Genomic DNA, 13,499 nt, shown 5'->3' with positions numbered 1-13,499 from the left:
CTGATGGATCGTTTGCCGAGAAAGCGTTTACCTGACGTAAACCACTGCCTCCCGACACTTTCGCCAGGCGTGTCGCTCGCAAGGGGAATTTCTGGATAGGGATAAAACCCTCTGCAATCAACGGCATCGGGATCCACTTCCAAAATAACCGCCCTGCTAACGATGCGTAACGGTTTTGAATCACTTGAGTGACAAAAAATTGTCGCCTCTAAACCGTCTCGCTTCCCTCCCCTCCAGCACTTCTTCGCTCTGTGTCGAAAAGTGAATTGAACTTTCCTCAAGCCCTTCGATGCTCCTGAGAGCTCATAAACAAAGGCTTTCGCATTGAACAATGTGCTGGATTTTTCAGAGCGCATAAGTTTTTTTCGGCATAAGCGTTATGAGAAATCCTTCTTAGCTTCGCGTCAGGATGTTCTTAGCTCTGTTGTAACAAGGGTGAGACGGTTTCACTTAAAAATAACGTCAAATATTTGGCGACTCACTAAGTACCATCAGGAATCAGGGAGAGGCATCCATGCGCGTTTTAACCCCCCTCTGCAGCGCGATTTTGCTGGCCATGGCCTGCACTTCTCAGGCTCAGGCGATGTCATTGACCGAGGCGATCCAGAGCACCATTGCGACCCACCCGGAACTGGCGTCGCGGGTCGATGCCCGGCTCTCGGCCGACGAGCAGGTTAAAGTCGCCAAAGGGGGCTTTTATCCATCGGTGGATTTGAACGCCGGCTACGGGCGCGGGTACAGCGATAACACCACCACTCGGGCGCAGGGCAATCACCACACCGAAATCCTCAATTACACCCAATCGGAACTGCGTCTGCGGCAGATGCTGTTCGACGGTTTCAACACCTCCAACGAGGTCGCGCGCACCAAAGGCGTGGCCAATTCGCGAGCCTATTACGCCCAAGGCACCGCCCAGGATCTGGCCCTGCGCACCGTCGAGGTGTACCTCGAAGTGCTCAAGCGTCGCGAACTGGTGAACCTGGCCAAGAACAACCTGCAAGCGCACATGCGAGTCAACGACCAGATCGGCCTGCGCACCCAGCGTGGGGTCGGCAGCAACGCCGACTCCGACCAGTCCACCGCTCGCCGGGCACTGGCGCAAAACAACCTCGACACCGCCGAAGTCGATCTGGCCGATGCCGAGACAAATTTCTACAGCGTCGTGGGGCGCATGCCCGATGAACTCGAAGCACCGCCGTCGACCCGCGGCGAATTGCCCGCCACCCTGCCGGAAGCCCAGCAGAGCATGGTGGAAAACAACCCGTACCTGAAATCCGCCCAAGCCGATGTGCAATCGGCCGAGAGCCAGTACGAAGTCGCCAAGTCGCCGTTCTACCCGCGTTTTGACGCTGAAGCGGCGGTGGGCGCGAATAACAATATCCAGGGCGACGAAGGTCACGACAACGAATGGCGGGTGGGTGTGGTGATGAACTACAACCTGTTCCGCGGTGGCAGCGACAAGGCCCGGCTGGCCTCCGATGCGCACCAGATCAACCAGGCGCTGGACATCCGCAACAACGCCCTGCGCCAGCTCAACGAGAACATCCACCTGGCCTGGAACGCCATGCTCAACGCCAAGAAACAAACCCCGACCGCCCGTGAATACGCCGAAACCACCACCCGTGTGCGGGCCGCGTATCAGGATCAATTCGGCCTGGGTCAACGGACCTTGCTCGACTTGCTCGACAGTGAAAACGAACTCTACAACGCCAACCGCCGCTACACCGAAGTGCGCTACACCGAGGAGTTTTCGATGTACCGCGTGCTGGCGAACATGGGTCAGTTGCTGAGCAAACAACGGGTGGTGCTGCCTGCCGATGCGATCGCCGCCACCGAAGTGAAAAACGAAGCTCGCTTGCCTGAACTGAAATGAAGTAGCTCAACGTGACCAATTGTGGCGAGGGAGCTTGCTCCCGCTGGGTTGCGCAGCAACCCCGAACACCGATTGAAGATGAAGACAGTGTGAGTGCTGCGCACTCAAGCGGGAGCAAGCTCCCTCGCCACAGGCAATCAATATGACCAGCATGGAAACCGGCAACACGGGTGTCGATCCGCGTCTGAGCTTCGATGACCCGCTTCTGGACGGTCTGTTGATCCTCTGCAAACTTCATGGCGCGACGGTCAGTCGCGCCAGCCTGAGTGCCGGGCTGCCAATGGCACACCAACGTTTGAGCCTGGACTTGCTGCCGCGCGCAGCAGCCCGAGCCAGTTTGCAGGCGCGTGTGCTACGCCGTGAACTGGGGGAAATTTCCGCGCTCAACCTGCCTGTGATGCTGATCCTCAACCATGGCCGCTGCGCAATCTTGCGTCGCTTCGGCGATGACGGTCAGGCGCTGATTCTGCCGAGCGAAGCCGATGGCGGAGAACAATGGGTCAGCACGGACGAGCTGGCCGCCAACTACAGCGGCCAGGCCTTGTTCGCCCGGCCGCGGCATGAACTCGAAGACTTGCGCGCGCCGCTGGTGCCAAGAGTGGAGGCATGGTTTCGCGACACGTTGAAGTTGTCGAAGTGGCTGTACAGCGATGCGATTCTGGCGAGTTTCCTGATCAACCTGCTGGGGCTGATGGTGCCGCTGTTCGTGATGCAGACCTACGACCGAGTGGTGCCGAACCAGGCCACTTCAACGTTGTGGGTGCTGTCGATCGGCTTGCTGATCGGCACCGGTTTCGAACTGGTGCTGCGGGTGGTTCGCGCGCACTTGCTGGACACCGCCGGGAAGAAAACCGACGTGATTCTTTCGGCGACCTTGTTCGAACGCATCACCGGCATGGCGATGAAAGCGCGGCCAGCAACCATCGGTGGTTTCGCCCAGAGCATTCATGATTTTCAGGGCCTGCGGGAGTTTCTCACCGCCGTCACCCTGACCAGCCTGATCGACCTGCCCTTCGCGATATTGATGCTGGTAGTGATCGGCCTGCTCGGCGGCTGGCTCGTGGTGATTCCGCTGTTGGCCTTCCCTATCACGATCATCTTTGCCATGGTGATTCAGGCACGTCTGCGCGATACCGTGCAGAAGAGTCTGAGCCTCGGCGCCGAACGCCAGGCCTTGCTGATCGAAACCCTCGGTGGCCTGGAAACCCTCAAGGCCTGCAGTGCCGAAAGCGAACGCCAGCACAAATGGGAAAGTACCCACGGCGCCCTCACCCGCCTCGACAGCCATGCGCGCAACCTCTCGGCGCTGGCCACCAACGGCACGCTGTTCATTCAGCAATTCTGCGGCATGGCGACCATCGTCGCCGGGGTCTACAGCATCATCGCCGGCAACCTCAGCGTCGGCGCGCTGGTGGCGACCTACATGCTCGGCAGCCGCGTGCTCGCGCCATTGGGACAAATCGCCGGGCTGATCACCCGTTATCAGCAAGCGCAACTGACCATGAAAAGCACCGATGCGCTGATGTCGTTGCCACAAGAACGTGACGCCAAGCAGCGGCCGCTGGAGCGCACGCAACTGCAAGGCGCACTGGATGTCAGCGGCGTGACATTCCACTACAACGGCCAGAATGCGCCGGCCCTGGCCAACGTCAGCTTCAGCATGAAACCGGGCGAGCGGATCGGCATCATCGGCCGCAGCGGTTCGGGCAAAAGCACGCTGGCGCGGCTGGTGATGGGTTTCTATGCGCCGGAAGAAGGCCAGTTGCTGCTCGATGGCCTGGACCTACGGCAACTGGACGTCGCCGACCTGCGCCAGCAGATCGGTTACGTCGCCCACGACCTGCCGCTGCTGGCCGGCAGCCTGCGCGACAACCTGACCCTCGGCGCGCGTTACATCAGCGATGCGCGAATGCTTGAAGTCGCTGAACTGACCGGCGTCACCGAGCTGGCTCGCCAACATCCACAAGGCTTCGACCGGCCGGTGGGTGAGCGCGGTCAGTTACTGTCGGGCGGGCAACGGCAAGCGGTGTTGTTGGCCCGCGCGTTGTTGCTCGATCCACCGATCATGCTGCTCGACGAACCCACCAGCGCCATGGACAACAGCAGCGAAGACGTTTTGCGGCAAAAACTCCACGGCTGGATCCAGGGCAAAACCCTGCTTCTGGTCACTCACCGCACCTCAATGCTCAGCCTGGTGGACCGGTTGGTGGTGCTGGACAACGGGCGGATCGTCGCCGACGGCCCCAAAGAAGCGGTCATCGATGCACTGCGCAAGGGCCGTGTCGGCTCTGCGACGGTTTAGGGGCACCCACTCGATGCCAATACAAAACCTGTGGCGAGGGAGCTTGCTCCCGCTGGGTTGCGAAGCAGCCCCAAAGCCATTCACCCCGTTGTGTCAGATGGACCCTATCGGCAGATTTTACGACGGCTTCGCCGCCGAGCGGGAGCAAGCTCCCTCGCCACAGGTTTGTGTTCGGCTATTTCTCTAACTGACGGGTATTGCCCATGTCTGCTCAAACACCGGATTCAGCGGCCCGAAGCTACCTCGGCAGTTTCAGCAAAAGTGCCGAAAGCGAATTCATGCCGGAAACCGCCGGCGCCTCGTTGCAGGATTCGCCGCGCTGGTCGCGGATCACCGTGTGGCTGGCAGCGGCGCTGCTGATCACCTCGCTGGTCTGGGCCAAATTCGCCGTGTTGCAGGAAGTCACCACGGGTGAAGGCAAGGCGATTCCGTCGAGCAAGATTCAGGTGATCCAGAACCTGGAGGGCGGCATCGTCACGGAAATCTTCGTGCGCGAAGGGCAAATGGTGAACAAGGGCGACACCTTGCTGCGCCTGGATGACACGCGATTTCTGTCGAACAAAGGTGAAAGTGAAGCGGATCGCTATGCGCTGACCGCACAGGTCGAAAGGCTGTCCGCCGAAGCGGAAGGTCGGCCGTTCAAGCTGTCCGCGGAAGTCATCGCCAAGGCGCCACAAGTGGCAGAGGACGAACGCTCGCTGTACGAACAACGCCAGCGCCGACTGGCCAGCGAACAGCGCACGCTGACCGAACAGCTTCGGCAGAAAACCCAGGAACTGGCGGAATTCCGTTCCAAACAGGGGCAGTTCAGTTCCAGCCTGGCGCTGCTGCAACAAGAGATGAACATGTCGGCGCCGCTGGTGGGCACCGGTGCGGTTTCGCCGGTGGAAATCCTGCGCCTCAAACGCAGCGCGGTGGAAATCCGCGGCTCGCTGAACGCTACGACCCTGGCGATTCCCCGTGCTGAATCGGCAATCAATGAGATCAAAAGCAAGATCGACGAGTCGGAACAATCCTTCCGTTCGGACGCGGCAAAAGAGCTGAATGAAAAACGCACCGACTTGTCGAAAATCACCGCCTCGAGCATTGCCATCGACGACCGGGTGACGCGCACCACCGTGGTGTCGCCGGTTCACGGCATCATCAAAATGCTGAAGGTCAATACCATCGGCGGCGTAGTCCAGCCGGGCAACGACATGGTGGAAATCGTGCCACTGGAAGACAACCTGCTGATCGAAGCCAAGGTCCGCCCTCAAGACGTGGCGTTCCTGCACCCGGGCCAGAAAGCCATGGTCAAGTTCAGCGCTTATGACTACACGATTTACGGCGGATTGAGTGCGAAGCTGGAGCTGATCGGAGCGGACACCATCACTGATGACAAGGGCAACAGCTTTTATCTGATTCAGGTGCGCACCGATAAGAATCACTTGGGCGGGGATGTGAAACCGCTGCTGATCATTCCGGGGATGGTGGCGACGGTGGACATTATTACCGGGGAGAAAAGTGTGTTGGATTACCTGCTTAAACCGGTGTTGAAAGCGCGGACCGAGGCGATGCGCGAGCGATAGTGATAATCCAGATACTGCGGTGATTGGTCCGGCCTCTTCGCGGGCAAGCCTCGCTCCTACAGGTTATTTGTCGTGTTCAACATTTGCGACCACATAAATCCTGTAGGAGCGAGGCTTGCCCGCGAAGAGGCCCTCAGAAACAACAACTATTTCGGCCCATGATTTCGCTGAAAAACCTCCTCCCCCATCGCCGCAATCTGCCCCTCGATCAATGCCTCAAACGGTTTTAACAACGGCTCAAAACTGACGGGTGACTCAAGCGTCTGCAACGCCTGCACAATCGCCTCCACCGTCGACAACGCCCCAGGCCCCGGCGCTTTCCGCAGCCGATAACGGGACACCCCGCCCTCGGCCAATGTCACCCTGGGCAACGCCGCCAACAACGGATTGAGGTGCAGCATTTTGCGCGCCTTGCGCCAGGTGCCGTCCGGGACCACCAGCAATAGCGGTTCATCATTGGTGGTGTAAGCCTGCAACGGTTGTGCATCCTCGGCGGGAAACAGCAACCGCGCCTGATAGCCCGGCTGATTCAACAGCGCCGGCAAATCCTCAAACACCTCGCCGACGATCAACTCGGCATTCTTCAACCCCAACGCGGCCAACCGTGCGGTGTTCAGCGCGTGGTTCACTTCGCTCGGATGCTGAAGCAGCAACACTCGAGTGCGGCTGTCGAGGCTCGGGATCAGCGGGCACAGGCAATGGGTTTGTGGACGCAGGCAGCGTGGACATTGGATTCTGGACATCGTCTCAAGCCTGATTCAGTTGTGCTTTAAGCAGATCACGAAAGGTCTGGATCAGCGGTTCGCGGCTGCGGCCTCGGCGCACGATCATCGAGAACGGCGCCTGATAACCGAACGTCGCCGGCAGCAGCACGCGCAAATCACCTTTGTCAGCCCAAGCCTGGGCGTAGTGCTCCGGCAGGTAACCGATGTAAGCACCGGACAGCACCAGAATCAGCTGGGCTTCCATACTTTCCACGGTCGCCGCGCTGTGTTTGAAACCGTGGCGGGCCAGTTCGGCCTGGCTCCAATAGCCGCGACCGACCATGCGCTGCTGGGTGATGACTTGCTCGGGAATACGCCGCTCGGTGAACAGCGGATGGCGACTGCTGCAATACAGCCAGTGTTGCTCGCGGTACAGCGGCATGTAGACCAGACCGCTCATGCGCGTGGAAAAGGCACCGATGGCCAGGTCGAGTCGGTTGTCCTGCACACCGAGTTGCAGCTCGTAAGGGCTCATGACCGACAGATGCAAATGCACCGCCGGGTGCTCCTGACTGTAGGCGCCGATGGCTTCGGCAAAGGGCAAGGCCTTGTCGCTGACGGTGGAGTCGATCACGCCCAGGTTCAAGGTTCCGCGCAGCTCGCCTTTGAGGGCGGCGGCGTATTGTTCGAAACCTTCGAGTTCGGCCAATAGCCGCAGGGTTTCCTGATGGAACAGGTCACCCTTGCTGGTCAGGCTGAAACCACCGCGACCGCGATGGCAAAGCACCAGGCCGAGGGCTGCTTCGAGCTGGCTCATGTAAGTGCTTATAGCCGAGGTCGAGAGGTTGAGCTCTTGCTGGGCGTTGGCGAACCCCTGATGGCGAACCACGCTGACGAAGATGCGCAATAGTTTCAGGTCGGGTAAAGCGTTGGCCATGGAGACTCCGGTTGCAAGGTAACGCGCGAGGCTTTTGTGGCTTCAGAAAAGCCTTTGTGGCGAGGGAGCTTGCTCCCGTTCGGCTGCGCAGCAGTCGTAAAACCTGTTGCCCCGGTCCGTCTGACACACCAGGATGAATGGTTTTGGGGCCGCTTCGCAGCCCAGCGGGAGCAAGCTCCCTCGCCACAGGGGTTCTGCGTGTGGTCAGAAGTCTATCGCCGCTGCGCCCATTAGTTTAGAAAAATCTGAACTAAGTATTTGCCCGTAGCGATTCTTCCCGGCCACTACATTTCGCAGAATCGGCCCACAGCGGTGCCCGTCTCTCCCCGAGCGTGCAACCGACATAAATAAAACAACGACGATGAGGCCTTACCCGTGGACAAGATTCTTCACCAACCACTGGGCGGCAACGAAATGCCGCGCTTCGGCGGCATCGCCACCATGCTGCGACTCCCCCATTTGCCATCTGCTGCTGGCCTGGACGCTGCCTTTATCGGCATCCCACTGGACATCGGCACGTCCCTGCGCCCCGGCACCCGCTTCGGGCCGCGTGAAATCCGCGCTGAATCGGTGATGATCCGCCCGTACAACATGGCCACCGGCGCCGCGCCGTTCGATTCGCTGTCGGTTGCCGACATCGGTGACGTGGCGATCAACACGTTCAACCTGCTGGACGCCGTGCGGATCATCGAAGAGGCCTACGACAATATCCTCGAACACGATGTGATCCCTATGACTCTCGGCGGCGATCACACCATCACCCTGCCGATCCTGCGTGCCATCCATAAAAAGCACGGCAAGGTCGGCCTGGTACACATCGACGCGCACGCCGATGTGAACGATCACATGTTCGGCGAGAAGATCGCCCACGGCACCACCTTCCGTCGCGCTGTAGAAGAAGGCCTTCTGGATTGCGACCGCGTGGTGCAAATTGGCTTGCGCGCTCAGGGCTACACCGCTGATGACTTCAACTGGAGCCGCAATCAAGGCTTCCGTGTGGTTCAGGCTGAAGAATGCTGGCACAAATCCCTGGCACCGCTGATGGCCGAAGTTCGCGAAAAAGTCGGCGGCGGTCCGGTGTACCTGAGTTTCGATATCGACGGTATCGACCCGGCCTGGGCACCAGGCACTGGCACCCCGGAAATCGGCGGTCTGACGACCATTCAGGCGATCGAAATCGTGCGCGGCTGCCAAGGCCTCGACCTGGTCGGCTGCGATCTGGTAGAAGTCTCGCCAGCGTACGACACCACCGGTAACACCTCGCTGTTGGGCGCCAACCTGCTGTACGAAATGCTCTGCGTACTGCCGGGCGTGGTCCATCGCTGAGGATCGGTCATGAGCGAACGTGATCAGGTTCTCAACGCCGCCGCCGAGCTGGTATCGGCCTTTGCCCGTAACGATCGCGAAGCTTACTTCGGCGCATTCAGCGTTGATGCCAGCTTTGTGTTCTACACCCTCGAGCAGCCCCTGCTGTCGCGCGATGCCTATCAGGCGTTGTGGGACACCTGGCGCGCCGAGGACGGCTTCGAGGTGCTGTCATGCACCTCGAGCAACGCCTTCGTCAGCCTGCAAGGTGACGTGGCGATTTTCATCCATGACGTAGCCACCGAGCTGCGCATGCAAGGGGAGCAACACTTCAGCCAGGAACGCGAGACGATTGTTTTCAAGAAACAGACGTCTGGCCAAGAACAACAAGGCCTATGGCTGGCCTGCCACGAACATTTGTCCGCCATGCCGGAAGGGCTGCCACCCCCTTAGCCAAACAGGTGACGCTCACGCACGATGAGCGCGCCTTTATGATCGGAGCAGATCATGAATAACAACAACAAAGACCAAAGCCTTACGCAAATCGAAACCTACGGGGTCGAACAGATCCCGGACAACGAACGCACCGCAGGCCCGACGGACTTGTTCCGGATGATCTTCGGCGGTTCCAACACCTTTGCCACCGCCGTGCTCGGCAGTTTCCCGGTACTGTTCGGCCTGTCTTTTCAGGCGGGCGTCTGGTCGATTGTGCTGGGCGTGTTGCTGGGTTCGCTGATCCTTGCGCCGATGGGCCTGTTCGGTCCGCTCAATGGCACCAACAACGCCGTGTCGTCCGGTGCGCACTTCGGCGTGCACGGGCGGATCGTCGGTTCGTTCCTGTCGCTGCTGACCGCCATCGCCTTCTTCTCGCTCTCGGTGTGGAGCTCGGGCGATGCGTTGATCGGTGGCGCGAAACGCCTGATCGGCCTGCCGGAAACCGACCTGACCCTGGGCCTGGCCTACGGTCTGTTCGCGATCCTGGTGCTGACGGTGTGCATCTACGGCTTCCGCTTCCTGCTGTGGGTCAACAAAATCGCCGTGTGGAGCGCCAGCCTGTTGTTCCTGCTGGGCGTCTTCGCCTTCGCCGGTCCTTTCGATGTGAACTACGCCGGCAGCGTCAGCCTCGGTCAACCGGGTTTCTGGGCGGCCTTCATCGGCGCTGCGCTGGTAGCGATGAGCAACCCGATTTCCTTCGGGGCATTCCTCGGCGACTGGTCGCGCTACATCCCGCGTGACACCTCCAAGCGCCGGATCATGGCCGCCGTGGTGATCTCGCAGATCGCCACCTTCATCCCGTTCCTGTTCGGCCTCGCCACCGCCACCATCGTGGCGATCAAGGCACCGGACTACATCGCGGCCAACAACTACGTCGGCGGTCTGCTGGCGGTGTCGCCAAGCTGGTTCTTCCTGCCGGTGTGCCTGATTGCGGTGATCGGCGGCATGTCCACCGGCACCACGTCGCTGTATGGCACCGGGCTGGACATGTCCAGCGTGTTCCCACGGGTACTGTCGCGGGTCAAGGCCACGCTGCTGATCGGTGTGATGTCGATTGCCTTCATCTTCATCGGGCGCTTTGCGGCGAACCTGGTGCAGAGCGTGTCGACCTTCGCCGTGCTGATCATCACCTGCACCACCCCATGGATGGTGATCATGATCATCGGCCTGCTGGTGCGTCGCGGCTTCTACTGCCCGGATGACCTGCAAGTGTTCACCCGTGGCGAGAAAGGTGGCCGTTACTGGTTCACCCACGGCTGGAACTGGCGCGGCCTGGGTGCCTGGATCCCGAGTGCGCTGGTGGGTTTGTGCTTCGTGAACCTGCCGGGGCAGTTTGTCGGTGTGCTGGGTGATCTGGCCGGGGGCATCGACATCTCCCTGCCGGTGACACTGGGCCTGGCCTCCGTGGTGTACCTGACGCTGCTGAGCCTGTTCCCGGAATCGCGGGAAGTGTTTGGCCCGACCGATGCACGCAGCAAGGGCAAGGATTCGCTCGGTAAACCGGCGATACGACAAGCCGCCTGATTCAACACATTACCTGTGGTCAACGCATTACCTGTAGGAGCGAGGCTTGCCCGCGAAGAACGATGACGCGGTCTGCCTGATGGACCGCGGCGCCCCGTTCGCGGGCAAGCCTCGCTCCTACAGAGGTCGATTTTCCACAAAGACTGATTTCAGCCTCACCATAAAAAAGACAATCGGAGACACGCCATCATGGCTTTGGATTTATTCGTCGTACTCATCTACGCCGCCGCGATGCTGATACTCGGCTACTACGGCATGCGCAAGGCCAAGACCAACGAAGACTTTTTGGTCGCCGGTCGTAACCTCGGCCCGAGCCTGTACATGGGCACCATGGCCGCTACCGTTCTGGGCGGCGCATCTACCGTCGGCACCGTGCGCCTGGGCTACGTCCATGGCATCTCCGGTTTCTGGCTCTGCGCGGCCCTCGGTTGCGGGATCGTGGCGCTGAACCTGTTCCTCGCCAAACCGCTGCTGAAACTGAAAATCTACACCGTTACCCAGGTGCTGGAAAAACGCTACAACCCGATGGCCCGCTCCGCGAGCGCGGTGATCATGCTGGCGTATGCGCTGATGATCGGCGTGGTCTCGATCCTGGCCATTGGTACCGTGCTGCAAGTGCTGTTCGACCTGCCGTTCTGGCTGTCGGTATTGGTCGGCGGTGGCGTGGTGGTGATCTATTCGGCGATCGGCGGCATGTGGTCCCTGACCCTGACCGACATCGTCCAGTTCGTCATCAAGACCGTGGGCCTGATGTTCATCCTGTTGCCAATCTGCCTGTACCGCGTCGGTGGTTGGGATGAGTTGGTGTTGAAACTGCCGGCAACCGCCTTCAGCTTCACCACGATTGGCTGGGACACCATCATCACCTACTTCATGATCTACTTCTTCGGGATCCTGATCGGCCAAGACATCTGGCAGCGTGTATTCACCGTCAAGAGCGCCAAAGTGGCTCAGGTCGCCGGTACATTCGCAGGCTTCTACTGCATCCTTTACGGGCTGGCCTGCGCCCTGATCGGCATGGCCGCTCATGTGCTGATCCCGGACCTGGACAACGTCAACAACGCCTTCGCCGCCATCGTCAAACTGTCCCTGCCGGACGGTATCCGTGGCCTGGTGATTGCGGCTGCCCTGGCGGCCATGATGTCCACCGCCAGCGCCGGCCTGCTCGCCGCCGCCACCACCCTGACCGAAGACCTGCTGCCGAAACTGCGCGGCGGTAAACAATCGACCCTGGCGGTCAATCGCCTGTTCACCCTGCTGACCGGCATCGCCGTGCTAGGTATCGCGCTGGTGGTGAACGACGTGATCAGCGCCCTGACCCTGGCCTACAACTTGTTGGTGGGCGGCATGCTGATCCCGCTGATCGGTGCAATCTTCTGGAAACGCGCAACCACCGCCGGCGCTATCGCCAGCATGGGCATGGGCTTTGCCACCGCGCTGCTGTTCATGGTCAAGGACGGTATGGACGCCAACACCCCGATCTACTACAGCCTCGGCGTGGGTCTGGTGAGTTTCGTGGTGGTCAGCCTGCTGTCCCGTCGCCCGGCAGTGGTGGCCAGCGCCGCCTAAACTTTCCATAACGACTAGATGCTTTCTTCGACGGGTGTGGCACGGGCGTGTCCTCCCTTATTTCCTGCGCCGCAGGAAATAAGGGAGGACACGCCCACTTGCCACACCCGTTTTTTTCGCCTGAAGGAATCTGCCCATGAAGATCGTCAGCCGCGATCAGTGGTTTGAGGTCAAACAGTTCAGCGATGGCATCTGCCTGATTCACGAGCCCTACATTCGGCCCTTTTACCGCTGCAACCTCTGGCACATTCAGGGGCGTGACAAGGATTTGCTGCTGGACAGCGGTTCCGGGCTGGTCAGCCTGCGCGAGCAATTGCCGTGGATCACCGAACGACCACTGGTGGCGGTGGCCAGCCATTGCCATTTCGACCACATCGCGGGGCATCACGAATTCCCCGAACGGCTGGTGCACCCGGCCGAAGCACAGATTCTGGCTTCTCCGGACGGTGAAAACACATTGAGCAGGGCTTTCGTCGGCGACGACATGTTCGAGGCTCACCCCGACTGCCCGTTGTGCTACGCCGAATACCGGGTCAAAGCCGCGCCGGCCACGGGTTTGATTGAAGAAGGCGACGTGCTCGATCTCGGTGATCGGGTCCTGCAAGTGCTGCACACACCGGGTCATTCACCGGGTGGCATCAGCCTGTTCGAGGCGGCGACCGAAACCCTGTTCAGCGGCGACATCATTTACGACGGGCCACTGATCGAAAACGTCTACCACTCCAACCTCGACGACTACGCTCGCAGCCTGCAACGCTTGCGCGCGCTGCCGATCCGCACGGTGCATGGCGGGCATTTCGGGAGTTTTTCCGGGGAGTATTTGCGCACGATGATAGACGAGTGGCAGCGTCGGCACGTCTGAAGCCTGCTGTACTCAGCGTCAGGGACAACAACAATGACGCCCTCGAAGAACAATCATGACAAGAGATGCCATTCATAATGCCGTGCATAGCTTCATCAGCCGCCTGCTGGAGGGCCGGGATGACTTCGACGACAACACCCGTCTGGTGCAGTTGGGACTGGATAAAGAAGATATTGAAGATCTGATTTTCCATCTGGAAGATCAGCTGGGATTGACAGCGTCTATCGCCGAAGAAGACCGGATGCTCAAGACTGCGACGACCGTCGACGACTTGAGCCGGTTTTTGATTGAGATCGGGCGGTATTGAGACGGGTTGTCAGATACCACTAATATGACGAATGAACCTCTGTGGCGAGGGAG

General features: G+C 60.0%; 11 protein-coding genes. 9 read left to right on the top strand and 2 right to left on the bottom strand.

Annotated features, from left to right (window positions below):
• The first annotated feature begins 514 nt into the window (after positions 1-514).
• The 3 genes from PMI18_RS06230 to PMI18_RS06240 all read left to right on the top strand — a co-directional run bounded on the left by PMI18_RS06230 (position 515) and on the right by PMI18_RS06240 (position 5,743).
• A complete protein-coding gene (locus PMI18_RS06230) occupies positions 515-1,873 on the top strand; it encodes a TolC family outer membrane protein (protein WP_007905143.1) in 1,359 nt (452 codons plus the stop codon).
• 142 nt (positions 1,874-2,015) lie between these two features.
• Positions 2,016-4,175, top strand: coding sequence for a type I secretion system permease/ATPase (locus PMI18_RS06235; RefSeq protein WP_007905141.1), 2,160 nt, complete (start codon positions 2,016-2,018; stop codon positions 4,173-4,175).
• Positions 4,176-4,378: 203 nt separating this feature from the next.
• A complete protein-coding gene (locus tag PMI18_RS06240; protein WP_007905140.1) occupies positions 4,379-5,743 on the top strand; it encodes an HlyD family type I secretion periplasmic adaptor subunit in 1,365 nt (454 codons plus the stop codon).
• Positions 5,744-5,889: 146 nt separating this feature from the next.
• On the opposite strand, the gene PMI18_RS06245 is transcribed toward PMI18_RS06240, so the two are convergent.
• Positions 5,890-6,486, bottom strand: coding sequence for a tRNA-uridine aminocarboxypropyltransferase (locus tag PMI18_RS06245; RefSeq protein ID WP_007905138.1), 597 nt, complete (start codon positions 6,484-6,486; stop codon positions 5,890-5,892).
• Positions 6,487-6,490: 4 nt separating this feature from the next.
• Positions 6,491-7,384 carry a LysR family transcriptional regulator gene (locus PMI18_RS06250; RefSeq protein ID WP_007905136.1) on the bottom strand — a complete coding sequence of 298 codons (894 nt, stop codon included), beginning with the start codon at positions 7,382-7,384 and terminating at the stop codon, positions 6,491-6,493.
• Between the two features lie 375 nt (positions 7,385-7,759).
• On the opposite strand from PMI18_RS06250, the gene speB reads away from it, so the two are divergent.
• The 6 genes from speB (at position 7,760) to PMI18_RS06280 (ending at position 13,446) form a co-directional block, all read left to right on the top strand.
• Positions 7,760-8,710 (top strand): agmatinase, encoded by a 951-nt coding sequence (gene speB / locus PMI18_RS06255; protein ID WP_007905133.1) that lies wholly within the window; start codon positions 7,760-7,762, stop codon positions 8,708-8,710.
• Positions 8,711-8,719: 9 nt separating this feature from the next.
• Positions 8,720-9,142 (top strand): YybH family protein, encoded by a 423-nt coding sequence (locus tag PMI18_RS06260; protein WP_007905130.1) that lies wholly within the window; start codon positions 8,720-8,722, stop codon positions 9,140-9,142.
• Positions 9,143-9,196: 54 nt separating this feature from the next.
• On the top strand, positions 9,197-10,708 hold the full coding sequence (locus tag PMI18_RS06265) for a purine-cytosine permease family protein (protein ID WP_007905128.1): 1,512 nt from the start codon (positions 9,197-9,199) through the stop codon (positions 10,706-10,708).
• A gap of 189 nt (positions 10,709-10,897) precedes the next feature.
• The gene (locus tag PMI18_RS06270; protein ID WP_007905127.1) at positions 10,898-12,277 is read left to right on the top strand and encodes a sodium:solute symporter; all 1,380 of its coding nucleotides are present in this window, start codon (positions 10,898-10,900) and stop codon (positions 12,275-12,277) included.
• A 136-nt stretch (positions 12,278-12,413) separates the two neighbouring features.
• Positions 12,414-13,139: an MBL fold metallo-hydrolase gene (locus tag PMI18_RS06275; RefSeq protein WP_007905125.1), complete on the top strand. Its 726-nt coding sequence runs from the start codon at positions 12,414-12,416 to the stop codon at positions 13,137-13,139.
• A 55-nt stretch (positions 13,140-13,194) separates the two neighbouring features.
• Positions 13,195-13,446: a hypothetical protein gene (locus tag PMI18_RS06280; protein ID WP_007905122.1), complete on the top strand. Its 252-nt coding sequence runs from the start codon at positions 13,195-13,197 to the stop codon at positions 13,444-13,446.
• The last annotated feature ends 53 nt before the right edge of the window (positions 13,447-13,499 follow it).

This window comes from Pseudomonas sp. GM102 (assembly GCF_000282555.1).
Classification (GTDB): Bacteria; Pseudomonadota; Gammaproteobacteria; order Pseudomonadales; family Pseudomonadaceae; genus Aquipseudomonas.
The sequence above is the reverse complement of the archived record's forward strand: the minus strand, read 5'-3'. Positions and strand labels throughout refer to the sequence as shown.

Bases quoted from the DNA above. Each gene is read 5' to 3' on its own strand.
- PMI18_RS06230 (WP_007905143.1), top strand. From the start codon at position 515: ATGCGCGTTTTAACCCCCCTCTGCAGCGCGATTTTGCTGGCCATGGCC.
- PMI18_RS06235 (WP_007905141.1), top strand. From the start codon at position 2,016: ATGACCAGCATGGAAACCGGCAACACGGGTGTCGATCCGCGTCTGAGC.
- PMI18_RS06240 (WP_007905140.1), top strand. From the start codon at position 4,379: ATGTCTGCTCAAACACCGGATTCAGCGGCCCGAAGCTACCTCGGCAGT.
- PMI18_RS06245 (WP_007905138.1), bottom strand. From the start codon at position 6,486: ATGTCCAGAATCCAATGTCCACGCTGCCTGCGTCCACAAACCCATTGC.
- PMI18_RS06250 (WP_007905136.1), bottom strand. From the start codon at position 7,384: ATGGCCAACGCTTTACCCGACCTGAAACTATTGCGCATCTTCGTCAGC.
- PMI18_RS06260 (WP_007905130.1), top strand. From the start codon at position 8,720: ATGAGCGAACGTGATCAGGTTCTCAACGCCGCCGCCGAGCTGGTATCG.
- PMI18_RS06265 (WP_007905128.1), top strand. From the start codon at position 9,197: ATGAATAACAACAACAAAGACCAAAGCCTTACGCAAATCGAAACCTAC.
- PMI18_RS06270 (WP_007905127.1), top strand. From the start codon at position 10,898: ATGGCTTTGGATTTATTCGTCGTACTCATCTACGCCGCCGCGATGCTG.
- PMI18_RS06275 (WP_007905125.1), top strand. From the start codon at position 12,414: ATGAAGATCGTCAGCCGCGATCAGTGGTTTGAGGTCAAACAGTTCAGC.
- PMI18_RS06280 (WP_007905122.1), top strand. From the start codon at position 13,195: ATGACAAGAGATGCCATTCATAATGCCGTGCATAGCTTCATCAGCCGC.